Source organism: Caulobacter mirabilis (assembly GCF_002749615.1).
Classification (GTDB): Bacteria; Pseudomonadota; Alphaproteobacteria; order Caulobacterales; family Caulobacteraceae; genus Caulobacter; species Caulobacter mirabilis.
Window position 1 is genome coordinate 2,963,247 of record NZ_CP024201.1, and the last position, 24,327, is coordinate 2,987,573.

Annotated in this window: 23 protein-coding genes; 6 read left to right on the forward strand and 17 right to left on the reverse strand. The window is 69.2% G+C overall.

Features of this window, described 5'->3' with window-relative positions:
* Positions 1-140 precede the first annotated feature (140 nt).
* Positions 141-2,318 carry a phosphoinositide-specific phospholipase C-related protein gene (locus tag CSW64_RS14175; RefSeq protein ID WP_099622724.1) on the forward strand — a complete coding sequence of 726 codons (2,178 nt, stop codon included), beginning with the start codon at positions 141-143 and terminating at the stop codon, positions 2,316-2,318.
* 41 nt (positions 2,319-2,359) lie between these two features.
* Here CSW64_RS14175 and ppdK read toward each other — a convergent pair whose 3' ends face one another.
* The 7 genes from ppdK to CSW64_RS22055 all read right to left on the reverse strand — a co-directional run bounded on the left by ppdK (position 2,360) and on the right by CSW64_RS22055 (position 10,810).
* Complete coding sequence (ppdK, locus tag CSW64_RS14180; RefSeq protein WP_099622725.1) at positions 2,360-5,038, reverse strand: pyruvate, phosphate dikinase; 2,679 nt, start codon at positions 5,036-5,038, stop codon at positions 2,360-2,362.
* Positions 5,039-5,158: 120 nt separating this feature from the next.
* Complete coding sequence (gene glyS / locus CSW64_RS14185) at positions 5,159-7,342, reverse strand: glycine--tRNA ligase subunit beta (RefSeq protein WP_099622726.1); 2,184 nt, start codon at positions 7,340-7,342, stop codon at positions 5,159-5,161.
* Positions 7,343-7,345: 3 nt separating this feature from the next.
* Positions 7,346-7,864, reverse strand: a complete 519-nt coding sequence (locus CSW64_RS14190) for a YegJ family protein (RefSeq protein WP_099622727.1) — start codon at positions 7,862-7,864, stop codon at positions 7,346-7,348.
* Positions 7,861-8,769, reverse strand: coding sequence for a glycine--tRNA ligase subunit alpha (locus CSW64_RS14195; protein ID WP_099622728.1), 909 nt, complete (start codon positions 8,767-8,769; stop codon positions 7,861-7,863). Before CSW64_RS14195 ends, CSW64_RS14190 begins: the two co-directional genes overlap by 4 nt.
* Before the next feature lie 86 nt (positions 8,770-8,855).
* A complete protein-coding gene (locus tag CSW64_RS14200; protein WP_099622729.1) occupies positions 8,856-9,476 on the reverse strand; it encodes a fasciclin domain-containing protein in 621 nt (206 codons plus the stop codon).
* A gap of 184 nt (positions 9,477-9,660) precedes the next feature.
* Positions 9,661-10,407, reverse strand: coding sequence for a fasciclin domain-containing protein (locus tag CSW64_RS14205; protein WP_172448569.1), 747 nt, complete (start codon positions 10,405-10,407; stop codon positions 9,661-9,663).
* 61 nt (positions 10,408-10,468) lie between these two features.
* The gene (locus CSW64_RS22055; protein ID WP_172448570.1) at positions 10,469-10,810 is read right to left on the reverse strand and encodes a hypothetical protein; all 342 of its coding nucleotides are present in this window, start codon (positions 10,808-10,810) and stop codon (positions 10,469-10,471) included.
* A gap of 482 nt (positions 10,811-11,292) precedes the next feature.
* Between CSW64_RS22055 and CSW64_RS14215 the strand changes: the two genes are divergently transcribed.
* A complete protein-coding gene (locus CSW64_RS14215; RefSeq protein ID WP_099622731.1) occupies positions 11,293-11,631 on the forward strand; it encodes a P-II family nitrogen regulator in 339 nt (112 codons plus the stop codon).
* 28 nt (positions 11,632-11,659) lie between these two features.
* Positions 11,660-13,192, forward strand: a complete 1,533-nt coding sequence (locus tag CSW64_RS14220) for an ammonium transporter (RefSeq protein ID WP_099624259.1) — start codon at positions 11,660-11,662, stop codon at positions 13,190-13,192.
* A gap of 65 nt (positions 13,193-13,257) precedes the next feature.
* Here CSW64_RS14220 and CSW64_RS22185 read toward each other — a convergent pair whose 3' ends face one another.
* The 7 genes from CSW64_RS22185 to CSW64_RS22060 all read right to left on the reverse strand — a co-directional run bounded on the left by CSW64_RS22185 (position 13,258) and on the right by CSW64_RS22060 (position 18,686).
* Entirely contained in the window at positions 13,258-13,437 is a 180-nt protein-coding gene (locus CSW64_RS22185; protein ID WP_216361178.1) for a hypothetical protein, read from the reverse strand.
* Positions 13,413-13,583 (reverse strand): arsenate reductase/protein-tyrosine-phosphatase family protein, encoded by a 171-nt coding sequence (locus tag CSW64_RS22190; protein ID WP_216361179.1) that lies wholly within the window; start codon positions 13,581-13,583, stop codon positions 13,413-13,415. Before CSW64_RS22190 ends, CSW64_RS22185 begins: the two co-directional genes overlap by 25 nt.
* A 13-nt stretch (positions 13,584-13,596) precedes the next feature.
* Positions 13,597-14,466 carry a 4-(cytidine 5'-diphospho)-2-C-methyl-D-erythritol kinase gene (locus CSW64_RS14230; protein WP_099622732.1) on the reverse strand — a complete coding sequence of 290 codons (870 nt, stop codon included), beginning with the start codon at positions 14,464-14,466 and terminating at the stop codon, positions 13,597-13,599.
* 123 nt (positions 14,467-14,589) lie between these two features.
* Positions 14,590-16,323 (reverse strand): tetratricopeptide repeat protein, encoded by a 1,734-nt coding sequence (locus CSW64_RS14235; protein WP_245863706.1) that lies wholly within the window; start codon positions 16,321-16,323, stop codon positions 14,590-14,592.
* A gap of 210 nt (positions 16,324-16,533) precedes the next feature.
* Positions 16,534-18,207 (reverse strand): electron transfer flavoprotein-ubiquinone oxidoreductase, encoded by a 1,674-nt coding sequence (locus tag CSW64_RS14240; protein WP_099622734.1) that lies wholly within the window; start codon positions 18,205-18,207, stop codon positions 16,534-16,536.
* 84 nt (positions 18,208-18,291) lie between these two features.
* On the reverse strand, positions 18,292-18,501 hold the full coding sequence (locus CSW64_RS21840) for a hypothetical protein (protein WP_150131420.1): 210 nt from the start codon (positions 18,499-18,501) through the stop codon (positions 18,292-18,294).
* Positions 18,502-18,515: 14 nt separating this feature from the next.
* Positions 18,516-18,686, reverse strand: coding sequence for a hypothetical protein (locus CSW64_RS22060; RefSeq protein WP_172448571.1), 171 nt, complete (start codon positions 18,684-18,686; stop codon positions 18,516-18,518).
* A 200-nt stretch (positions 18,687-18,886) separates the two neighbouring features.
* On the opposite strand from CSW64_RS22060, the gene CSW64_RS14245 reads away from it, so the two are divergent.
* The 3 genes from CSW64_RS14245 (at position 18,887) to CSW64_RS14250 (ending at position 21,771) form a co-directional block, all read left to right on the forward strand.
* Entirely contained in the window at positions 18,887-19,717 is an 831-nt protein-coding gene (locus tag CSW64_RS14245; protein ID WP_099622735.1) for a uracil-DNA glycosylase, read from the forward strand.
* 27 nt (positions 19,718-19,744) lie between these two features.
* Positions 19,745-20,848 carry a hypothetical protein gene (locus CSW64_RS22345; RefSeq protein WP_245863707.1) on the forward strand — a complete coding sequence of 368 codons (1,104 nt, stop codon included), beginning with the start codon at positions 19,745-19,747 and terminating at the stop codon, positions 20,846-20,848.
* A gap of 131 nt (positions 20,849-20,979) precedes the next feature.
* Entirely contained in the window at positions 20,980-21,771 is a 792-nt protein-coding gene (locus CSW64_RS14250; RefSeq protein WP_245863708.1) for a TSUP family transporter, read from the forward strand.
* Here CSW64_RS14250 and CSW64_RS14255 read toward each other — a convergent pair.
* The 3 genes from CSW64_RS14255 to CSW64_RS14265 form a co-directional block, all read right to left on the reverse strand.
* Positions 21,768-22,199, reverse strand: coding sequence for an acetyltransferase (locus CSW64_RS14255; RefSeq protein WP_099622737.1), 432 nt, complete (start codon positions 22,197-22,199; stop codon positions 21,768-21,770). The genes CSW64_RS14250 and CSW64_RS14255 overlap by 4 nt on opposite strands.
* A 38-nt stretch (positions 22,200-22,237) precedes the next feature.
* Positions 22,238-23,332: an NADH:flavin oxidoreductase gene (locus CSW64_RS14260; RefSeq protein ID WP_099622738.1), complete on the reverse strand. Its 1,095-nt coding sequence runs from the start codon at positions 23,330-23,332 to the stop codon at positions 22,238-22,240.
* A gap of 74 nt (positions 23,333-23,406) precedes the next feature.
* On the reverse strand, positions 23,407-24,189 hold the full coding sequence (locus tag CSW64_RS14265; protein ID WP_245863709.1) for a sulfotransferase family protein: 783 nt from the start codon (positions 24,187-24,189) through the stop codon (positions 23,407-23,409).
* Positions 24,190-24,327: the final 138 nt, after the last annotated feature.

Genomic DNA, 24,327 nt, shown 5'->3' on the forward strand with positions numbered 1-24,327 from the left:
CCATGGATGTGGTCGACACGCTTCTCTGAGCCCTCTTGAGGTGACGGCGATCTCAGAGCAAGATTCACCCAGGGGGCGATCTACATCAGACAAAACCGCATAGGTTGCCGTCGGTCTCGCCCCACAAACGGGGGAAGCCAATGTCGATCGACTGCCGCGAGGTCCACGGGGACCACGGTTTCTGTCATTGCGTCATGAGCCATGCCGGCGGAACGCCCCGCCAGCCGATGGACGGCGAGTGGTCGCGCCTGGCGGGCGGCCAGGGCGTCACCGCCTTCGTCCGCTCGATCTTCAATCTCGGCGAAGGCGAGGGCCGCCTGACCATGGGGCGGCTGCAGAGCGACGGCGGACTGGCCTCGACCATGATCCGCGACATGCACGGGATCTACCTGAGCCTCTCGGGCGCCGGCGCGGCGCTGGCCCGTTCCGCGATCATCGCCCAGACGGACATTCCTCTGACGGCCCTCAACCTGCGCAACGACGAGACCGGCTCGCACATCGACGTCTGGACCGCGCAGGGCTGGATGTCGACCTCCGGCGCGGACATCGGCGAACTCCAGGTGATGATGCGCCAGGCGATCCCGGTGAACGGGCGCTTCCATTACCGCGTCCTGATCAACGGCGCCGGCCAGGGCGGCTTCATCCTCTCGGCCGATCAGCCGTTCAACGCCGTGCTCTACAAGGCGCCGGTGCTGGTCCAGAAGCAGGCCATGCGGGTCGCCGCCGACAGCCCCGGCCTGCACATCATCCTGATGCGATCCATGGAGGATCAGACCTTCCCGCTCGGCGCGTTGCTGACCATCAGAGCCAGCGACGGGACGACGTTCGACCGGGAAGTCTTCACCGACAGCCGCTTCGTGAAGCGAACCGGCCGTTCGGTGCGGGGCGTGTTCCTGCACAGGCCAGCCGCGGCGACCTTCGAACTGGAGGTGGTCGCCATCAAGGGGACCGGTTTCCATCTTCTGTTCCAGAACGCGCCCCGGGCGGAGATCCTGCCCACGATGCAGAAGGCGCTCAGCACCATCTATCGGCAGGACATGGCCGAGTGTTGCGATCGCGCCCACGGCGAGAACAGCCTGCAGTGCAGCCTCTGCCTCGTCGCGGGAGCGGCCGTGGCCTTCACCACCTTCCTGATCGCCACGGCCGCCGTCGTCGGCAGCGTGGCCTTCACGGGCGGTACGATCCTGGCCTCGTTCGCGACCTGCGGGCTGACGATTGGCCGCATCCTGTTGATGGCGCTCGTCAGCCTCGGCAGCAACGGCTTCCTGACCGCCATCTGCTACATGCTCGGCAGCTGCGACGCCTCGCCCGAAATCAAGCGCGTCGTCGATTCCGGACGCGGCAACACCCAGCGCTACGACCAGCTTTGCTATCTGACCACCCACAACGCCTTCTCGTACCGGAGCCTGGTCGCGCCGCTGAGCGCTCAGCAGGGACATTCGATCCGTCGGCAGCTGGAAAGCGGCGTCGAGGCTTTGATGCTCGACATCTGGCGCTACGCCTCGCCCGACGACGCCTACCTCTGCCACGAGCCTTGCGACAGCTGGAAACGGCACATCGTGGGCCGGCCGGAAGGGCCGATGAAACTGGCCGCCGAACTAACCCAGGTGGTCGAGGTCCTGGCGGCCGAGCCCCAGCGCATCGTCACCCTGATCTTTGAGTCCCGCCTCGGAAACCCCGCGCCCGACAGGCTGCTGACGACGGCCTTCGATCAGGCTGGCGCGACTTCGCGCCTGTTCTATGCCGATCGGGAGAATGTGCGCGGCGACAAGCGCTGGAACGTCGCGACCCAAGGGTGGCCGACACGACGCTGGATGATCGACAACGACTTCCGGCTGGTGGTGTTCTCCGACAGCGCGGCCGAAACCTGGTCCTCGTGCCAGGTGCGCGATGCCGACGGGCTGCCGTTCCTGTGGCGCTATGCAGCCGAGACCGTCTACGGCGACGACAGCATGAACCTGGACAAGCCCGCGGCCACGCGGCGCTGCTCCCTTCGCTTCACGGACCGGATGCCGCCGCTTCCGAACGGCGAACGTCGCTGGCCGCTGCTGATCATGAACTACTTTCCGACCTTCGCCGTGGGCAGCTTCAACCAGGCCGCCTTCCACATCCACAACAGCTACGCCCGCCTGTCGGCCAAGACCAACCAGGTGACGGACGCGGCGGGACGGCCGCCGAACTTCCTGGCGATCGACTATTTCGAGCTCGGAGCGGACGACGGGCCCCGGCGTGTCTGGACCGAGGCCAATCAGCGCTGGTCGGCGCACTGGACCGCGACCGAGGCCGACGCCGACACGCCAAGCCTCGAACCGATCTAGCCGGCGGGGATACGGCGGCGTCGAAGGACGCCGCCGGGAGACTACGTCTTCGCCAGCGCCGCCTGGGCGGCGGCCAGGCGCGCGATCGGCACCCGGAACGGCGAGCAGCTGACGTAGTCCAGGCCGACCTGTTCACAGAACTGGATCGAGGCCGGGTCGCCGCCATGCTCGCCGCAGATGCCGAGCTTCAGGCCGCTCTTCACCGCCCGGCCGCGCTCGGCGGCGATGCGGACCAGGTCGCCCACGCCCTCCTGGTCGAGGCTGACGAAGGGATCCTTCTCGAAGATGCCCTTGTCGATGTAGGCCCCCAGGAACTTGCCGGCGTCGTCGCGGCTGATGCCGAAGGTCGTCTGGGTCAGGTCGTTGGTGCCGAAGCTGAAGAACTCGGCGCCGGCCTCGGCCAAGTCCGCGGCGCGCAGGGCGGCGCGGGGCAGCTCGATCATGGTGCCGACCTGGTACTCCAGCTCGACGCCCTGCTCGGCCAGCACGGCCTTGGCGGTGCGATCGGTCAGGGCGCGCAGGAACTTCATCTCCTCGCCCTTGGCGACCAGCGGGTGCATGATCTCCGGCACCGGCGCGGGCTTGCCCGACTTGGCGATCTCACAGGCCGCCTCGATGATCGCCCGGACCTGCATCTCGTAGATCTCGGGATAGGAGACGCCCAGGCGGCAACCGCGGTGGCCGAGCATGGGGTTGGTCTCGTGCAGCTCGCGGGCGCGGCGCATCAGCTTGGCGGCGTCCAGGCCGGTCGCGGCGGCCACGGCCGCCAGATCGGCCTCGCTGTGCGGCAGGAACTCGTGCAGCGGCGGATCGAGCAGGCGCACCGTCACCGGCAGGCCTTCCATGATCGTGAACAGCTCGACGAAGTCGGCCTTCTGGAACGGCGCGATCTTGGCCAGGGCGGCGCGGCGGCCGGCCTCGTCGTCGGCCAGGATCATCTCGCGCACGGCGGCGATCCGGGTGTCGTCGAAGAACATGTGCTCGGTGCGGCACAGGCCGATGCCCTCGGCCCCGAAGCCGCGGGCGGTCTTGGCGTCCAGCGGGGTCTCGGCGTTGGCGCGGACCTTCAGCCGGCGCACGCCGTCGGCCCATTCCATCAGCTGGGCGAAGTCGCCGGTCAGCTCCGGCTCGATCATCTTCACCGAACCCGACAGCACCTCGCCGGTCGAGCCGTCGATGGTGACGATGTCGCCGGCCTTGAACTCGCGCCCGCGGACGCGGAACAGGCCTTCCTTCGGATAGATGCCGATCTCGCCGGCGCCCGAGACGCAGGGGCGGCCCATGCCGCGCGCCACCACGGCGGCGTGGCTGGTCATGCCGCCGCGGGCGGTGATGATGCCGCGGGCGGCGTGCATGCCGTGGATGTCCTCCGGCGAGGTCTCCTCGCGCACCAGGATCACCGCTTCGCCGGCCGAGCCGAGCTTCTCGGCCTCGTCGGCGTCGAACACCACCTTGCCGGTGGCCGCGCCGGGCGAGGCCGGCAGGCCCTTGGCGACCACGTCGCGCTCGGCCGAGGGGTCGATGGTCGGATGCAGCAGCTGGTCCAGCGCGGCCGGCTCGACGCGGGCGACGGCCTCCTCGCGGGTGATGACCCCGCCCTCGGCCATCTCGACGGCGATCTTCAGCGCCGCCTTGGCGGTGCGCTTGCCGTTGCGGGTCTGCAGCATCCACAGCCGGCCCTGCTCGACCGTGAACTCCACGTCCTGCATGTCGCGATAGTGGGCTTCGAGCTTGATGGCCACGTCGCGGAACTGGCCGAACACCTCCGGCAGCGCCTCTTCCATCGAGGGGGCGACATCGCCCATCTCCTCGCGGGCGACCTTGGTCAGCGACTGCGGCGTGCGGATACCGGCGACGACGTCCTCGCCCTGGGCGTTGATCAGGAACTCGCCGTACAGGCGGTTGTCGCCGGTCGAGGGGTTGCGGGTGAAGGCCACGCCAGTGGCGGAGCTGTCGCCCATGTTGCCGAACACCATCGACTGGATGTTCACGGCAGTGCCCCAGGCCTCGGGAATGTCGTGCATGCGGCGATAGAACTTGGCCCGGTCGTTCATCCAGCTGGCGAACACCGCGCCGATGGCGCCCCACAATTGCTCCTGCGGGTCCTGCGGGAACGGCCGGCCCAGCTCGCGCGCGACGGCGGTCTTGTAGTCGGCGACGACGGCCTTCCAGTTGTCGGCGGTCAGGGCGGTGTCGACGCTGACGCCCAGGCTGTCCTTATGGTCGTCGAGGATCTCCTCGAACATGTGGTGGTCGAGGTCGAGCACCACGTTCGAATACATCTGGATGAAGCGGCGGTAGCTGTCGAAGGCGAAGCGCTCGTCGCCGCTGAGCTTGGCCAGGCCGCTGACCGTCTCGTCGTTCAGGCCCAGATTCAGGACGGTGTCCATCATCCCCGGCATCGAGGCGCGGGCGCCCGAACGCACCGAGACCAGCAGCGGGTTGGCCGTGTCGCCGAACGTCTTGCCGGTGATCTGCTCGACCTTGGCCAGGCCGGCGTTGACCTGCTCGGCCAGCTCGGCCGGGTACTGCTTGCCGTTGGCGTAATAGTGGACGCAGGCCTCGGTGGTCACGGTGAAGCCCGGCGGCACCGGCAGGCCCAGCTTGGCCATCTCGGCCAGGTTGGCGCCCTTGCCGCCCAGCAGGTTCTTCATCCCGGCTTCGCCGTCGGCGCCGCCGCCTCCGAAGGAATAGACCCAGCGGGTGTTCTCAGCCGTCATACCGCTCTCTTACTCCGCTTGCCCCGGCGAAGGCCGGGGCCCAGATGAAACCCGCGATCCGCTCAGGCCTGGCCTGGGTCCCGGCCTTCGCCGGGACGCACGGATGAGGATGTGTTGTCCTTATCCCGTCACCAGCGAGAAGTCCGCGACGCGACCCATTGCGCCCTGGACCTGTTGCAGAAGCCGCAGGCGGTTCTCGCGTTCCGCGGCCACGTCGCTGTTGACCAGAACCTTGTCGAAGAAGGCGTCGACCGGCGCGCGCAGGCCCGCCAGCGCGGTCATGGCGCCGGTGAAGTCCTCGGCGGCCAGGGCGGCGTCCAGCTTGGGCCCGAGGGCGGCGAGCGCGTCGAACAGCGCGCCCTCCTCCGCCGGCTCGGCCGCGCGAACCGGCTCGCCGGTGGGCAGCGGTCCCTTCTTCTCCTCGGCCTTGAGGATGTTGGCGGCCCGCTTGTAGCCGGCCAGCAGATTCACGCCGTCGTCGGTCGCGAGGAAGGTCGAGAGCGCGTCGACGCGGGCGACGATGCTGACGAGGTCGTCGCCCTTCAGGGCAAAAACCGCATCCACAAGGTCGTGTCGCTTTCCCTGATCGCGAAGAAGAACTTTCAGACGGTCGGCTAAGAAGGCGAGAATTTCATCTTTCACCACCCACCACCGCTCCCAGAACGGCTTTCCGCCGGGCGGGAGAACAGGTTGAGGTCCGACGCCACTGATTTCGATATCGAGCTCTTTTTCCAGTTGGAAGAGCTTCCAAACAGCAGCCTCCAGCTTCCGCTTCGAGACCTGACCAGCCAACATTCCATAGCTGTTCAACAGCGGTCCGTTCGCTCCGATACCGCCCAGCTCGATCCGCGCATTGTGTGACAAAATGATCCGGATCACGCCCAGCGCCGCACGACGCAGCGCGTACGGATCCTTCGACCCCGTCGGCTTCTCGTCGATGGCGAAGAAGCCGACCAGGGTGTCCAGCTTGTCGGCCAGGGCCACGGCCACGCTCAGCGGGGCGGTCGGGACCGAGTCCCCCGGGCCCTGCGGGCGGTAGTGGTCGCGGATGGCGTCGGCAATGTCCGTTTCCAGGCCGAACTCGCGGGCGTAGTAGCCGCCCATGATCCCCTGCAGTTCCGGGAACTCGCCGACCATCTGGCTGGCGAGGTCGGCCTTGGCCAGGCGCGCGGCCTCGGCGGCCTTGTCGGCGTTGGCGCCCACCAGCGGCGCGATCTCGCGGGCCAGGGCGACGATGCGCTCCACCCGCTCGGCCATCGTGCCCAGCTTGGCGTGGAAGGTGACGCCGTTGAGCTTCTCCAGCCAGGGCTCGAAGCCGTCCTTGACGTCCTCGGCCCAGAAGAACTTGGCGTCCGACAGGCGCGAGGACAGGACCTTGGCGTTGCCGCGGGCGATCTCGACGCCGCCGTCGGGGGCGACGTTGTTGGAGACGACCAGGAACTTGGGGGCCAGGCCGGCCTCGCCCGGCTTGCGGACGGCGAAATACTTCTGGTGCGTGCGCATCGAGGTGCGGATCACCTCGGGCGGCAGGCTGAGGAAGGCCGGGTCCATGTCGCCCAGGATCGGCGTCGGCCATTCGGCCAGGCCCGCGACCTCGTCCAGCAGGCCCTCGTCCTCGACCAGCTCCAGCCCCTGGGCGAAGCACAGGGTGCGGGCCCCTTCCAGGATGCGTTGCTTGCGCTCCTCGACGTCCAGGACGACGTAGTGGCCGGCCAGGGCCTCGGCGTATTCGTCGAACTCGCGGGCGCGGAACACCCGGGTCTCGGCCATGAAGCGGTGGCCTTCGGAAAGGTCGCCGGCGACGATGCCGTCGATGCTCAGCGGCACAACCTCGCGGTTGAACACGCACAGGATCCGCTGCAGCGGGCGGACCCAGCGCAGCTTGCCGTGGCCCCAGGTCATCGACTTCGGCCAGGGGAAACCGCGGACGATCTGCTCGACCAGCTCGGCGATGATCTCCGGCGTCGGCCGGCCGGCCTTGTGAACGTGGGCGAAGAGGACGCCGTCCTTCTCCGTCAGCTGCTCGCGGGTCAGGCCGGTCTTGCGCAGGAAGCCTTCCAGCGCCTGCTCCGGCGCATTGGCCTTCGGGCCCTTCAGTTCCTCGTGGACGTCCGGCTGGGCGATGGGCAGCCCCTCGACCACCAGCGTCAGCCGGCGTGGGCCGGCGAACGCTTTCAGCCCCTCGCTGATCAGGCCCGCCTTGCCCAGGCCGTCGCGCGCCATGCGCTCGAGATCGCGCGCGGCCTGAGCCTGCATGCGCGCGGGGATTTCTTCGGAGAACAGTTCGAGAAGAAGCTGGGGCATGTCTTACGGGCGCCCGTCTTCGAGCGGTTTGTCGGAGAGAAGGGCGCGCAACTGGTCCGCGTCGGCGGGCGCCAGGCGGGGCAGCATCACTCGGGTGGTGTAGGAACCGTACATTCGGCCGTCGCGGTTGTAGTACCAGTCGACGATCTGGTCGGCGTCGAACGCAACGATGTCACCCTCGGCGTAGCCGACGTCATGCTCGGGCCGGTTGTCCAGCCGCCCGGTCAGTTTGTCGCCGTCGCGCTTGAGGGCGACCAGCCACATGTATTCCTCGCCGTCCTTATGCGGGAAGCCGATTTTGACGGCGCCCGTCTGGGCCACCGTGCGGTCGGCGGCGAGCAGGCGCAGGAACACGGGCGCACTCTTCTGGGCCGCCTCGATCGCCGCGTTCATCTCGGCGTGGCCGTCGTCGTAGTAGATGATCGGGTCGCCCGATCGGTCCGGCTGGTCCTGCTGGGCGAAGGCGGGCGCGCCGCCGAACAGCGCGGCGGCCAACGTCAGGGTGACGACGAGACGCCTCACGCCGCGTTCCTTCCCTGCTGGTCCACCCAGGCCTGGGCGCACAGTTTGCAGAGGTCGCGGATGCGGCCGATGTAGCTGGCGCGCTCGGCCACGGCGATCGCGCCGCGGGCGTTCATCAGGTTGAACAGGTGGCTGGCCTTCAGGACCATGTCGTAGGCCGGCAGCACCAGCGCGTTGCCCTGGTAGCTGGCCGCCAGCATGCGCGGGACCTGGGTCTCCATGTCCTCGAACTGTCGCTTCAGCGTCTCGACGTCATAGACGTGGAAGTTGGCTTCCGAGTGCTGGCGCTCGTTCTCCTGGAACACGTCGCCGTAGGTCAGGTGGCCCAGCGGGCTGTCCGGGTCGTTGAACGGCAGGTCGTAGACGTTGTCGACGCCGAACACGTACATCGCCAGGCGCTCGAGGCCGTAGGTCAGCTCGCCGGCCACCGGATCGACGTCCAGGCCGCCGACCTGCTGGAAGTAGGTGTACTGCGACACCTCCATGCCGTCGCACCAGACCTCCCAGCCCAGGCCCCAGGCCCCGACGGTCGGGTTCTCCCAGTCGTCCTCGACGAAGCGGATGTCGTGCAGGCGGAGATCGAGACCGATCGCCTCAAGAGATCCCAGGTAGAGGTCCTGCATGTCGGCCGGGTTCGGCTTCAGGATGACCTGGTACTGGTAGTAGTGCTGCAGCCGGTTGGGGTTCTCGCCGTAGCGGCCGTCGCCCGGCCGCCGCGAGGGCTGGACGTAGGCCACGTTCCACGGCTTGGGGCCCAACGCGCGCAACACCGTGGCCGGATGAAGGGTCCCTGCCCCCACCTCCACGTCGTGCGGCTGGAGAATCGCGCAGCCCTTCTCGCCCCAATACTGGTTCAGCCGCATGATCAGGGCTTGAAAAGACCGGGGTTTTTGGTCGTCCGACATCGCTCTCTTCGCGGTCGCAAAAAAGTCGGCGGACCATAGGGCCCGCCGACTTCCGCTTCAAGCAATACGGGGGAAAAATGCCCCGATCAGCTGGCCGGGGCGGCCTCGGCCGGAGCTTCCGGCGCCGGGACCGCCATGGCGGCGGCCGCGCCTTCCGGCGTCAGCACCTTGTCGACCACATAGACGACGCCGCTGGTGGTCTTCACCTCGGCGACCAGGATATGGGCGTCGTTGGCCTTCAGCGCGCCGTCCTCGGCGCTGCCATCGAGCACCAGGCCCGAGCCGGCGACCGTGGCCACCGGGCCCTTGGCGCCGGCGATCTTGGTCTTTTCGATGGGGGCGTTGATCAGGTGGTAGACCAGCACCTGCTGCATCGCGGCAGGGTCCTTCTGGAGCTTGTCCAGCTCGCCGGCCGGCAGGGCCGCGAAGGCCGCGTCGGTCGGGGCGAAGACGGTCAGGGTCTTCTGCGCCTTGACCACGCCGGTCAGGTTGGTGGCGTCCAGGGCCTTCAGCAACGTGCTGAACTGGCCGGCGGCCTTGAGGGTCTCAATGGTGTCGCCCTTCGCCACGACGTTCGGCGTGACCACGGCGAGGCCGACCGCCGGAGCGGCGACCGGGGCCGTCGGAGCCGCGGCGTCCTGGGCGAAGGCGGGGGCCGCGAGAAGCGCTGCAACGGACGCAGCGGCGGCGAGACGGAAAGCTTGCATCAACAACAGGTCCTTCTAGTGCGCGCCGGGGGCGCCCTCTCGAGCGCCCCCGGTTTCACGAAACAGTGTGACCGGGAAATGCGGCCCACATTTGGCCCGGCCTGAACAGCGTTCTTCCAGGCGGCCTCGCCGCCGAAAGCGCCGCCTGCCTAGCAGACGGCGCCCGGCGCCGCATCAGGAACAATTACGGCCTGGGCTTCTCGCCCGGCGGCTGGTCCGGCGCAGGCTTGCCCGGCTTGGCGTCTTCGCCCGGAACCTCGGGTTCATCGCTGCTGGGCGGCGTGGCCTGGGGTTCGGCGGGCTTGGCCGGCTGGGCAGGCGTCGTCGCCGCCGCGTCCGTGCTGGCCCCGACGGCGGCCGAAGCGGTCGCCGCGCCGCCGGGCTGCAGCACCTTGTCGACGACATGCACCGTGCCGTTGGTCGCCCTCACGTCGGCCTGGACGATGTGGGCGTTGTTGGCCATCGCCATGTCGCCGCTGCCGTCCAGCATCAGGTCGCTGCCGGCGACGGTCTTCACCCCGCCCTTGGCGCCCTTGATCTTGGTCGAGTCCACGGTGGCGTTGACCACGTGATAGGTCAGCAGCTTCTGCAGCGCCGCCGGATCCTTCATCAGCCGGTCGAGCTCGCCCGGCGGCAAGGCCGCGAAGGCGGCGTCGTTCGGCGCGAAGACGGTCAGATTGCTGTTGGTCTTCAGCACGCCGGTCATGTTGGCGGCCTCCAGCGCCTTCACGAACGTGCCGAAGTGTCCGTCGGCCTTCAGGGTGTCGACGATGTCGCCCTTGGCGACCAGTTGGCCGGCCGTCGGCGTCGCCGGAGCCGCCGCCGGCGGAACGGCGGGAGCTTGGGCGGATTGGGCGGGCGACTGCGCGAAGGCGGCGCCGCCCATGAGCGCGGCGAAGGCCGCCGCGCCCAGAAGACGGGTCGTGGTCATCGGTGAGGTCCTCAAAGGTTGGATCGGGCGCTGGCGCCCGGAGGTTCGGCGCGAAGGCCGTCTAGTTGCCGGCGGGCTTGCTGCGCTTGCCGGCGTTGGAGTCCGGCTGGCCGTACTTGGCCCGGTTCTCCTTGGTGTCGGGGATCGGACCATTGGTCACGACCTTGACGGCGGCGTCAGGCGTGACGGCCGAAGCGTCGGCGCCCTGGTGCGTCGCGGCCAGCGCGCTGGGCGACATCGGCGCAGCGGCCGGCGGCGGCGGAGCGGGCTGCGGATCCGGCATGGGCTGATCAGCGGCGGGCGGCGTCTCCGCGGGTTCGGCGGGCGCGGGGCTCTGCGCGAAGGCAGGCAGCGCGATGAAGCCCGAAACGGCGGCGACGGCGAGAAGGCGGGTCGCGGTCATGGCGTTCTAACCTCGTGTTTCCGACCTGAACGCCCAAGACCCCAGCGCCGAAGACTACGCGCCGCCCCCGCGGACGGTTCCCCCCGCCACACGCGAAAAACTCCCGCGCTGCGGGCGCATTCCGGCCACATTCCGTGGAAAACCGACCTGTTTCAGCGGGTTGCCGGGGCGATCAGCAGGCGAAAAAGATGGACGTCCGTTCGTCGAGCGATCCGCTCGAAGCGGCCCCGCTGTGGCCGGAGTCGCGCCCGGCCGCGACGACCCACGGCGCCCAATTTGCGGGCGCCGCCCCGGAGCATCGCCCGCAAATTGAGCGAAAGGACGGTTTCGCCCCCGTTCATTGTGCGCCGCACACGTCCCTGGAAGGCGCCCGGCTAGCCTGATCAGCGGTCGGGACGGAGCGCCATGCAGCCTTCGCCTCAAGACCGCCACGGGAAAGCTAGGGGCGCGGGCCGGGCAATCGGGACGCGGGAGCAAGGCGGATGAAACTGATCATTGCGGTGATCAAGCCCTTCAAGCTCGACGAGGTGCGCGAAGCCCTCGTCGCGGCCGGCGTCGAGGGCCTGACGGTCTCCGAGGTCAAGGGCTACGGCCGGCAGAAGGGCCAGACCGAGATCTACCGGGGGGCCGAGTACCAGGTGAACTTCGTGCCCAAGGTGAAGCTCGAGGCGGTCGTCGACGATACGGCGGCGGCCAAGGCCGTGGACGCGATCAAGGGGGCGGCGGCCACCGGCAAGATCGGCGACGGGAAGATCTTCGTCCTCGACGTCGAGAACGCCGTCCGCATCCGGACCGGCGAAACCGGCTCGGCCGCGCTCTGACAGACAGCATCGGGACAAGGGGATGACGATGAAACCAACATTCATGGGACGGCTGGCGGCGCTGACCGCCGTCGCCGTCCTCGCGGGGGCGCCGCTGGTCGCCCCGGCGTTCGCCCAGGAGGCGCCGGCCCCGGCCGCCGCGGAAGCTGCGGTCACGACGCCGCCGGCCCCGGCCGAGACCGCCGCGCCGGCCGCCGCTGCAGCCGAGAAACCTGCCATCACGCCCAAGGTCGACAAGGGCGACAACGCCTGGATGCTGGTCTCGACCCTGCTGGTCCTGCTGATGATCATCCCGGGCCTGGCGCTGTTCTACGGCGGCCTGGTCCGCCAGAAGAACATGCTGTCCATGCTGATGCAGGTCTCGACCGTCACCGTGGTCGGGATGATGACCTGGATCCTGTGGGGCTACAGCCTGGCCTTCACCGACGGCGGGGGGCTCGACAGCTTCGTCGGCGGCCTGAGCAAGCTCGGCCTCAAGGGCGTCGACACCACCACCCTGGTCGGCACCTTCTCGGTCGGGGTCTCGATCCCCGAGCTGACCTTCGTCGCCTTCCAGATGACCTTCGCCTGCATCACCGCGGCGCTGGTGCTGGGCGGCCTGGCCGAACGCCTGAAGTTCAGCGCCACCGTGCTGTTCGCGGTCATCTGGCCGATCGTCGTCTACTACCCGATGGCCCACATGGTCTGGTGGTGGGCGGGCCCGGACTCGGTCGCCCTGAACCCGACCGCCCCGATCCAGGCCGGCCTGCTGTGGAGCTTCGGCGCCATCGATTTCGCCGGCGGCACCGTGGTCCACATCAACGCCGGCATCGCCGCCCTGGTCGGCGCGATCATCCTGGGCAAGCGCCAGGGCTTCCAGAAGGAGCCGATGCCGCCGCACAGCCTGACCCTGACCCTGGTCGGCGCCGGCCTGCTGTGGGTGGGCTGGTTCGGCTTCAACGCCGGCTCGAACCTGGAGTCGAACAGCTACGCCTCGCTGGCCATGGTCAACACCTTCGTGGCCACCGCCGCCGCCGGTTTCAGCTGGACGGTCACCGAGTGGGTCACGCGCAAGAAGGCCTCGATGCTGGGCATGGCTTCAGGCCTGGTCGCCGGCCTGGTCGCGGTCACCCCCGCCGCCGGGTTCGCCGGTCCGGTCGGTTCGATGATCCTCGGCCTGATCGTCAGCCCGATCTGCGTGTTCTTCTGCTCGGCGGTGAAGAACGCCGCGAAGTATGACGACAGCCTGGACGCCTTCGGCATCCACGCGGTCGGCGGCATCGTCGGGGCCATCGCCACCGGCCTGCTGGTCAACCCCGCCTGGGGCGGCGCCGGCATCGTCGACTACACCAAGTGCGCCCTCGTCGACGGCGCCTGGAGCTGCCCGACGGCGACCTACGACATGGGCTTCCAGGTTCTGGCCCAGCTGAAGGCGGTGCTGGTGACCCTGGCCTGGTCGGGCATCGGTTCGGCCGCCGTCTTCCTGCTGATCAAGGTGGTCGTCGGCCTGCGCGTCACCGCCGAGGTCGAGGAGGAAGGCCTGGACATCTCCGAACACGGAGAGCGGGCCTACCACAGCTGACCACCGCTGAGGGGATGGAGCGGGGCGCGGATCCGAAAGGGTCCGCGCCCTTTCTCATGTGGGCGTCAGTAGAAGAACGGAGGGACCTTGGCTTCGAGGATGCGGACCAGCTGCGGTTCCATGAAGTCGTAGTCGTCGGGAATGCCGAGCACGATGACGCGCGCGCGCTTGAGATACGGCTTGAACCGCTTCTGGAGCTTGTTCCGGTGACTACGCTCCATCACGAAGATGATGTGTCCGCCCATTCGACCAGTTCCGGCGTGACGGGGTTGCCGCAGCCGTCGTCGAGCCCCGCAGAGGACACCTCGATATCCTCGCGGCTTGCGAAAATCTGCTCGGCGGTCGGGCTGCGCAGCCGGTTCTGGCTGCACACGAACAGGACCGTCTTCATTGTCTTCGATCCTTCACCCCAGGCGGCAGCGCCGCACCCACCAGTCGGGCCGCATCACCTGCAGGCGCTCGGCCAGGCCCTCGGCCTCGATGTCGCCGGCGCAGAGGGCGAAACAGGTCGCGCCCGACCCGCTCATCCGGCCCAGCAGGGTCTCCGGTTCGCCGCGGATCAGGTCCAGCGCCTCGCCGATGCGCGGCTCCAGCCGCACGGCCGGCGCCTCCAGGTCGTTGCGGCAGTAGGCCAGGAAGGCCGCCGCCTCCTCGGCGCTCTCGAACCGCTCCGGCAGCGGCGGCAGGTCGGCGCCCTCCGGCGCGACGGCCTCGTCATAGGCGCGATAGACGGCGCCCGTGGGCGACGGAACGCCGGGATTGACCAGCACCGCGTCCAGCGACCGGAAGGTCGGCGCCGGCGACAGCCGCTCGCCCCTGCCCTGGGCGATCGCCGTCCGGGCCCACAGGCAGGCAGGCCCGTCGGCGCCCAGCTCGGCGGCCACGTCGGTCAGGATCTCGTCCTGGACCGGCAGATCGAGCGCCTGGCGCAGCAGCTTCAGCGTCGCCCCTGCGTCGGACGATCCCCCGCCCAGGCCGGCGGCGATCGGCAGCTGCTTGTCGAGGACCAGCCGGAACGGCGGCTTGGGTCCGCCGACCCGCGCCAGCAGCGCCCGCGCCGCGCGGACGACCAGGTTGTCCTCGCTGGGCGCCAACCCGTGGCCGAACGGTCCCGTGATCCCGAACTCGAAGTTCTCGGCGGGCTGCACGGCGACCCGGTCGCCGACGTCGGCGAAGACCATCAGGCTGGCGACCGGATGATAGCCGTCGGCGTCCGGGCCGCCGACATGCAGGAACAGGTTCACCTTGGCCGGGGCGAAGGCCGAGAGGGACATGGGCTTATCTATCTCTGATCTGTCATCCCGGCCGACGCGAAGCGCAGGACCGGGACCCAGAAGGCGTCGAACTAGACCCCCGATAGCCGCTTTGCGGCTTCCGGGGCGACAACAAACGACCGGCTAGTTCGCGGCAACGGCCGGCGGCTTGAGCGGCGGCAGGCCGCTCTTGAGCTTGGCCTCGACGTCCTTTCGGATCGCCTCGGTCGGCTCCAGGCCGAGCGCCCGGTTCCACTGGAACTCCGCCTCGATCTTGCGCCCGACGCGCCAGTAGGCGTCGCCCAGGTGGTTGTTGATTTCCGGATCGGCCGGCTCCAGCAGGACCGCCTCCTCCAGCCTCTCCACCGCGTTGCGGTAGTCGCCGAGGCGATAGTAGGCCCAGCCCAGGGAATCGATCATCGCGCCGGACTTCGGATTGGCGGCCACCGCCCGGCGGACCATGTCCATGGCCTCGCCCAGCCGCTCGCCGCGGTCGATCCAGCTGTAGCCCAGATAGTTCAGCAGCTCCGGCTCGTCGGGTTGCTGCTTCAGCGCCTGCTCCAGGTCGCGCTCGGCTTCCGGCCAACGGTCCGATCGCTCCAGGGCCACGCCGCGCATGTAGAGCAGGCGCCAGTCCGGCGACTCGCCCGCTCGCGCGATCACCGCGTCCATGATCTTGGCGGATTCGGCGTAGCGGTCGTTCGCCCGCAGCAGGTCGGCGTAGTTGATCGAGGCCTCGTCGCTGGTCGGCGCCGCCTCGTAGCCCTCACGCGCCATGCGCAGAGCGGTCTCGTTGTCCTTGGCGGTCTGGTAGGTCCAGGCCAGCTTGCTGCGAGCCGTCGCGTACTGGCTGGATTTCGGACCGATGCTCTCGTAGGCCGCCCGGGCCGCATCGGTGTTCTTCATCGCCACATGAACGTCGCCGAGCATCACCCGGGCGTCGTCGCGCTTGGGGTCGAGGTAGAGCGCCATCTGCAGGTAGGCCAGGCCCATCTCGTGGGCCCGCTCGCCGACCAACGACGCGGCCGGAGCGACCAGAGCCCGCGCCGCGCCCTGGCGCACCGTCGGCAGGGCCGGTGCGCCCTTGCGGGCCTTGGCCCGCGCCGCCGCAGCCTGCAGCCCCTCGTCCCGCGGATACTTGGCCAGCGCGGTGGCGTAGAGATCCGCCGCCTCCTTCCAGCGGCCGCGGCGCTCCAGGAAGCCGCCGTAGTCGGGGATGAACAACACGCCGGCGTCGCCCAGGCCGATCAGGGCCTTGTAGTCGGTCTCGGCCTCGTCGTAGCGCTTGGCCCGTTCGAACAGCAGCGCCTGGCCGAGCTGGCCGAAGACGTCGACCAGGCGGTCGCCGCCGACCTCGGGGCGAACCACCGCGCCCTCCTTGTCGCCCGCCGCGGCCGCCGCCCAGGGCCCCAGCAACGCCGCCGCCGCCCGGTGCGGCGCGCCGACCTCGCCCGTGGCCAGCAGAGCTTGGGCCTCCTTGCCGCGACCTTCGCCGATGGCCAGGGCCACCTTCGTCAAGGCGCCCAGCCGTTTCAGGACCAGTTGGCTGTCGTCGCCCGTGGGAGCCAGCCTGCCGGCGGCGGGAATGTCGCCCGCCAGGATCGCCGCCACGAAGGCCCGGTCGCCGAATTCGCCGCTGTCGTCGATGCTGGCGGCCCGAGCGCGGTCAAAGAAGGCGCTGGCCTCCGCGCTGCGGCCGTCGTTCATCGCCGCCTTGCCGGCCAGGAACAGGCCGTAGGGCGAGGTCTGGGCGCCGGGATCGAAGGGCACGTCCTGGCTGCCGCGCAGGGCCGGATCAGCCCCCATCGGCTCAGTCGTCGCACAGGCGGCGGCGAAGAGAAGCGGAGCGACGGCGGGCAACAGGAGACGCAGTTTCATGCGCCCCACCTTGCCGGAAACTTGGGCCGCGGCAAGGCGGTTCGCACCAAGATCGGCAATCCTCCCCGCTCGCGGGGAGGGGGACCATGCGGAGCATGCTGGAGGGGACGGCGCAGACGACAAAAGGGGCTCCGCCAGCTTCCGCCTGCGCAGCCCCTCCACCGCTCTCCGAGCGGTCCCCCTCCCCGGCAAGCCGGGGAGGAAAGATCGTCACATGTTCGGATAGTTCGGACCGCCGCCGCCTTCCGGCGTGGTCCAGACGATGTTCTGCGACGGGTCCTTGATGTCGCAGGTTTTGCAGTGGACGCAGTTCTGGGCGTTGATCTGGAACTTCGGATTGTTCCCCTGCTCGTCGTACAGCACCTCGTACACGCCGGCCGGGCAGTAGAGGCGCGCCGGCTCGCCATAGCGCGGCAGGTTGACGTTGATCGGCACCGAGGGGTCCTTCAGCGTCAGGTGCGCCGGCTGGTCTTCCTCGTGGTTGGTCGCCGACAGGAACACCGAACCCAGCTTGTCGAAGCTGATCACGCCGTCCGGCTTGGGATAGACGATCGGCTTGTAGTCCGCCGCCAGGCCCGTCGACTCCGCATCGGTCTTGTCGTGCTTGATCGTGCCGAAGACCGAGACCCCGAGCAGGTGGTTGGTCCACATGTCGAACATGCCGGCCACGCCGCCCCAGAAGGTGCCCAGCTTGCCGAGCAGCGGCTTGGCGTTGCGGACGACCTTCAGTTCCTTCGCCACCCAGCTGTCGTCATAGGCGGTCTGGTAGGCCTTCAGCTCGTCGCCCTCGCGGCCGTCGCCCAGCGCGGCGTAGGCGGCCTCGGCGGCCATCATGCCGGACTTCATGGCGTTGTGGCTGCCCTTAATCCGCGGCACGTTGACCAGGCCGGCCGAACAGCCGAGCAGCACGCCGCCCGGGAAGTAGAGCTTGGGAACCGATTGGAAACCGCCCTCGGTGATGGCGCGGGCCCCGTAGGCGATACGCTTGCCACCCTGCAGGTAGGGCTTCACCGACGGATGCTGCTTGAAGCGCTGGAACTCGTCGAACGGGGACAGGAACGGGTTCTTGTAGTTCAGGTGCACCACGTAGCCGATGGACACGTAGTTGTCCCCGAAGTGGTACATGAAGCTGCCGCCGCCGGTCTTGTCGTCCAGGGGCCAGCCCGTCGTGTGCTGCGCCAGGCCGGGACGGAAGTTCTCGTCCGGGACCTGCCACAGCTCCTTGATGCCGATGCCGTACTTCTGCGGGCTCTTGCCGGCGCGCAGGTCGTACTTGGCCTCGATCACCTTGGCCAGCGAGCCGCGCACGCCCTCGGCGATGAAGACGTACTTGCCGTGCAGCTCCATGCCGGGCTGGTAGTCCGGCTTGTGGTGGCCGTCCTTGGCGACGCCGACGACGCCGACGACGACGCCCTTCACCGAACCGTCCTCGCGGTAGACCAGATCGGAGGCCGCAAAGCCCGGATAGATCTCGACGCCCAGCGCCTCGGCCTGGCCGGCCAGCCAGCGGCAGACGTTTCCCAGCGAGGCGATGTAGCAGCCGTGGTTGTGCATGAACGGCGGCATGGCGAACATCGGCAGATCCAGTTCGCCCGCCTCGCCCAGGATCAGGAACTTGTCCTTCTCCACGGGGGTCTCGAGCGGCGCGCCCAGTTCCTTCCAGTTCGGGATCAGTTCGTTCAGCGCCTTGGGATCGATGACCGCGCCCGACAGGATGTGCGCGCCGACTTCGGAACCCTTCTCGACCAAGGCCACCGAGATTTCGCGGCCATGCTCGGCTTCGAGTTGCTTGAGCCGGATCGCCGCGGCCAGGCCCGCGGGGCCCCCGCCGACGATGACGACGTCGTATTCCATAGCTTCGCGTTCGACGGCGTCTTCGGACATGGCCGCAATCCCCTTTGTTCCTCAGGGGACTTATTCTGAGGCGACGCAAGGGCGGTCAAGCAGGAACCGTTAGTTGAGAACCGCTCACAACTGCTGGAAATAGACCGGCTTCAGCTCTCCGGTCTCCGACTGCACCAGCACTTCGGCCAGGTGGCCGGCGCCAGCGGCTTCCCGCGCCAGGGATTGCGCGGCGCTCAAGGCGGTCTCCGGCGTATCGAAGAAGCCCATCGCCTTGCGGGCGCAGACCACTTTCCAGATCTCTCCGACACGCACTACCGCGTAACTGAAACTCATGCAGGCCTCCGTTGTCACACGCGACGGCTCAGCCGCCCCAGAGGGCAGCCCGAGCACAGCCCGGCCAGGTCGCGCAGGTATTCAGCGATCAGGAGCGTGTGGGCGCCGGTCGGGACGAAGGAACGCCCCTCCGCGATGACCGCCAGCCGCGGACAGTCGCCGGCGATGCAGCGCCGTCGACACACGCTTTCGAACCAGGGCGCGGACGCCCGATAAGACGCTCCCACCGTCAAGGCGAACCTCGCTGGCCCACCCCCGCCTCTTGCCCAGTATCGGCGGCCATGACCAACCGATCGTGAACATTCGTGGTTTACGCGGGCTCCTTACTCGGCCGGCGGGCTTCGACGCCCTATCGACGGCCGCCGGGGGCGGCTAAGGTGCCGGGGTGACTCCCGCCGATCCGTCATCAGCCGCCGCGCGCCGCGCCACCGAAAGCGCCCTCGCCTTCTGGGCGGACGCCGGCGTCGATGTCGCCTACGCCGACGCGCCGATCGACCGCCTGGCGGAGGGCATGGAGCGGCTGAAGGCCAAACCGGCCCCGGCGGCGCCCAAGCCGCTCAAGGGCGCGGCCACGCCGCTGCAGTCGCCCGATGTCGGCGCCGCCCTGGCCCAGGCCCGCGCCGCCGCGGCCGCCGCCCAGGATCTGGACGCGCTCAAGGCCGCGATCGAGGCGTTCGACGGCTGCGGCCTGAAGTTCGAAGGCGCCCGCCAGGCGGTGTTCGCGCGTGGGACGCCCGACGCGCCCCTGATGATCATCGGCGAAGGCCCCGGCCAGGAGGAGGACGCCCGCGGCGAGCCCTTCGTCGGCCGCGCCGGCCAGCTGCTGGACCGGATGATCGCCGCCGCCGGCCTGGACGGCCGGGTGTTCATCACCAACACCGTCTTCTGGCGGCCGCCGGGCAACCGCACGCCGTCTCCCGCCGAGCAGGCGGTCTGCGCGCCCTTCCTGGAACGGGCGATCCAGCTGGTGAACCCCAAGATGCTGCTGCTGGCCGGCGGGGCCTCGGCCAAGTCGGTGCTGAAGCGCGAGGAAGGCATCCTGTCGATGCGCGGCCGCTGGTTCGAGTGGCATGGCGAGGCGAGCGGCCTGACCCTGCCCGCACTGCCGACCCTGCACCCCGCCTTCCTGCTCCGCCAGCCGGCGGCGAAGAAGAAGGCCTGGCAGGATCTGCTGATGCTGACCGAACGGCTGGACCGCCCGGAGCGCCCGGACTAGCGTCCCCGGCAAGGGGAGCTCATCCAGATGAAACCTGAAGTCTGCACCGTCGCCGGCCTGGCGCTGCTGGCCGTCGCCGCGACCGCCGGCGCCCAGCCGGCCCAACGCCAGAGCTATCCGATCGTGGGGATCAACGGCTACCCCAAGTTCACCGACCCGAGCGCCGGCGTTCCGGAACCGATGCGCCGCGTCGCGCCGGCCGACGGCCTGTTCGCCTTGCTGCCCAAGGACGATCCGTCGGTCGCCTACGCCAAGACCGCTCAGCCCGGCGAGTCGGTCATGCTGGACCTGGCGGTGGACTACGCCGGCAAGGTCGTCGGCTGCGAACTCTGGCCGCAGGACCGCCGAACGGGGCTGGGCGAAGGGCTGTGCGAGCGCGTCGCCGCCCGCGCCCGGTTCAGGCCCGCCATCGACGAGACCGGAATCCCCGTGCCCGACCGCTACATCTTCCATGCCGGCGTCGACCTGTCCTGGAAGCCGATGCCAGCGATGGTCGGCCTGCGCCCGCCGTCTCCGGTCATGATCGCGCCGACCGCCAGCTGGCCGCCCAACCGCGACTTCATGACGATCAGGGTCGACAAGCTCGACCAGCTCCCAGGCGGACCGGACTCGCCCCTGGCCAACGCAGCGCCCTGGACCGGGGTCCTCTACGCCCCGGAAGCGCAGGGCGAGCGCTGCCGTGTCCTGGGGTCGTCGGGCGATCCGGCTTTCGACAGGCGCGCCTGCGCCGCCGCCGCCAACGGTCGCTACAGCATCTCGCCGGACACGCCGCCCAACCATCGGGGGATCCAGCTCCATTTCGTCCTGGTCGACGGCAAGCCGCGAGCGCTCGTCCCGGTGCAGAAATGGTCCTCCCGCGCCGCTGCGCCGGAGGCTGTCCGCGCCGCCGTCGCCGCCGCCCTGCCCGCGGTCGCCGCGGATCGCCTGACGCTCAACGTCCGGATCGATCCGGCCGGCGCGCCGACGAGCTGTCGGATCGAGACCTCCTCGGAGTCGGACGACGCCGACGTCGCCGCCTGCGCAGCAGCCCGCAAAGCCGGTCCCTACGTCCCCGCAAAGGACGTCTTCGGACGTCCCATGACCTCCGTGCTCTACGACTGGAACCCCATCCTGCCCGCGACCTCGCCCTAGGCCGCCTTTCGGGTCGCGCGGGCGGACGAACTCCCCTAGAAGGCGACCCTCCCCCCGCGCCTCGGCGCCGGACCGTTTCGCCCCGGCGAATCGGCCGTCACGCATCGCCGGCGCCGATCCGAAAGACCGCCGTGGCCGACCTCGCCCCGCACGTCATCGCCCTGCTCTGTCTCGCCGCCCTGGTCGCCGGCTTCGTGGACGCCATCGCCGGCGGCGGGGGGCTGATCACCGTCCCGGCCCTGATCGCCGCCGGCATTCCTCCGGTCTCGGCCATCGCCACCAACAAGATCCAAAGCAGCGTCGGCACGGCTTCGGCGACCTGGAGCTTCTGGCGAGCCGGGATGATCGACTTCCGCCGCCTGCGCTGGCCGTTGGCCGCCACGTTGATCGGCGCCGGCCTGGGCGCCGCCGCCGTCACCCTGGTCGACACCCAGTGGCTGCTGATCCTGCTGCCAGTCATGCTGGTCGCGATCGCGCTGTATTTCCTGCTCGGGCCCAAGGCGACGGACCAGGACTCCTATGCTCGTATCGGTCCCTTCGCCTACGGCTTCGTGGCGGGCGGGATCGGCTTCTACGACGGCTTCTTCGGCCCCGGCGCCGGCTCGTTCTACGCCCTCAGCCTGGTGATGCTGCTGGGCATGGGCCTGACCCGCGCCACCGCCCACACCAAGGCGTTGAACCTGACCAGCAACCTGGTCTCCGTGGCCGTGCTGGCCGCTGGCGGCCATGTGCTGTGGCTGCTCGGAGCCTGTATGGCGGTCGGCCAGTTCATCGGCGGCCGCCTGGGCGCCCGCGCGGCGCTGCGCTTCGGACCGCGGCTGATCCGGCCGCTGCTGGTGGTGATCTCGCTGGGCATGGTCGCCAAGCTGCTCAGCGATCCGACAAACCCGCTGCGGGTGATGATCGCCGGCTGGCTCGCCTAGACGCCGCGCCTCATGTGCAGGATCGGATAGGGCCGACCCGCGTCATCCAGCGGCGAGCGCCCGACCGTCCGGAAGCCCTGCCGCTCGTAGAAGCCGACCGCCTGCGGGTTCTGCTCGTTGACGTCGACGGTCTCGATCTCGGGCGCCGAGGCCATCAGGGCCTTGCCCACCCCCGCGCCGCGGTGGTCGGGGTGCACGAACAGGGCGTCTAGATGCGTTCCCGACAGGCCCATGAAGGCCACCGCCCGGTCCGCTTCATCCACCGCCACGGCGAAGCTCGCCGCCGGCAGGTACTGCTCGGCCACGATCGCCTCGATGGCGACGAAGTCCTCGGCGCTCAGGAAGTCGTGCGTGGCCCGCACCGCCTCGCGCCAGGCCTCGAGCATGGCGGGAACGTCGGCAGGCGCGGAGGCGCGGATCGTGATCATCCGGGCCAGCTAGGGGCGGACCGTCGACGGCGCAAGCCCTACGCCGCCTCCTCGCGCACAAAGCCCTTCCAGGTGGCCATGTAGTTCACGAAGGCCTCGCCCAGGCCTTCGCTGCGCAGGTGATCGCGCGTGACCGGCAGGCTGGCCGGCGCGAAGCCCGCGTCCGCCTCGGCGAGCTTCGGCCAGTCGTGGTGCAGGATCGCCGCCCGGCCGAGCAGGACGTAGTCGCAGCCTCGGGCCAACAGGTCCGTCGCCTGGGCCGGCGTCATGATCTTGCCGGCCACCCCCAGGCGCGCCCTGCCGCGCGGCAGGTCGGTGAACCAGCCGGTCAGGTCGCGATCCTGGAAGGCCTCGTCATTGGGTTTCTTGAAGGCGTCCCACAGCGACATGTCGAGATAGTCGACGAGGTCGGCGCTCATCACCTGCCCGGCCAGGGCGCGGATCTCGGCCAGCTCCATGCCGAACCGTTCCGGCGACAGGCGCAGGCCGATCTGGAAATCCTCGCCGCAGCGGGCGCGGACTCCCTTCAGGATGTCGACGACGATGCGGGCCCGGTTCTCGGGATCGCCGCCCCATCGGTCGGTGCGCCGGTTGATGGTCGGGCTGAGGAACTGGCACAGGATGTAGCCGTGCGCGCCATGCACCTCGATGCCGTGGAAGCCCGCGCGCTTCGCCCGTACGGCGGCGGCGATGAAGTCCTCGGTGAGCTGTTCGACCTCGTCGCCGGTCAGCGCCCGCGCGCCGGTTTCCGGATCGTCGGAGGGGCAGACCGGCGTCTGGCCGATCAGGTCGACGGGCGAGCGCATGCCGGCGTGGTGCAGCTGGACGCTGGACAGGCCGCCGGTCGCGTTGATCGCCGAGGCCAGCCGGGTCAGGCCCGGCAGATGGTCGTCGGACCAGATGCCGAGCTGACCCGGAAAGCCCTGCCCCTGGCGCTGGACATGGGCCGCGCAGGTCATGGTCAGGCCGAATCCGCCCTCGGCCCGCTTGGTCAGCCAGCGGAATTCGTCGTCGCTGATCGTTCCGTCGGCATGGCTCTGCAGATTGGTCAGCGGCGCAAGCATCAGCCGGTTCCGCATGGACGGTCCGTGCGCGAAGGACAGCGGCTCGAACAGGTCGCGGGTCGAGGTCATACGGCGATCTCCCATATCGCCGTCCGTCGTAGCGAGGGTGACGGAACGGCGCCTAGAGACATCGGTCGAAATTCCTACACGTAGCCGAGCAGCTGACGCAGACCCGGCGCGGCATAGTCGACCAGTCGGCGCTGCGTCGCCGGCAGGGTCTCTGGGATATCGACGGTGACCTTCAGATTCTCGCGGGCCGTGCTGCTGTGCTTGCGGTCCGAGCCGATCCGGACCCGCTCGCGCCAGTCCTCGGGCAGGTCGACGCCGCAATCCGTCAACAGGTCGCGGAAGAACCGCTCGCCCTTGGGATCTTCCAGTCGGCGCAGGTTCTCGACGATGTCCTCGTAGCGCACGATGACCGCTCGGGAGCCCATCCAGGCCGCAGCGTTGAAGTCGTAGATGTCGCGCAGGCTCGGGGCGCGGTCATGCACCCCGAAGATGGCCATGTTCAGCACATCCTCGGCGTGGGCCGCGCCGTTCTTGATGTGGTTCATCGGCCCCTGGAACTCGTCCGACAGGAAGAAGCGCGCCCGCGCCAGGACCCAGTCGTAGGGATCGCGCACCAGAACGATGTGCCGCGCGTCGCGCAGCGCCAGCGCCGAGTCGTCGGTGAACAGCAGGTGCCCCCAGCTCAAGTAGCGCCTGGCCGGCGAGAAGGCCTGCAGGTTGGCGCGCAGGTTGGGATACTGGATGAAGGCGTTATGCCACTGCTGTTCGTTCGGGACGAACATCCTGACGATGTTGCGCAGCAGATGGGTGCCGCTCTTGGGCACGCTGTTGAGGAAGACGGTCGAGGTCAGCGCGCGCTGCTCGAACCGGTCCACCTCGACGTGAAGCGTGTCCTTCTGGCCGACAATGACCGCCACGGCGGACTCCATGATCTGTCATGGCGGCGCAAGACGCCGCCGCCCCCTCGCACCATGCCAAAGGGGGCCGCATAGAAACAAAGAAAAACGGCGGCGGAGTGATCTCCACCGCCGCGTTTCCGGCTTGAGCTCCGAGGT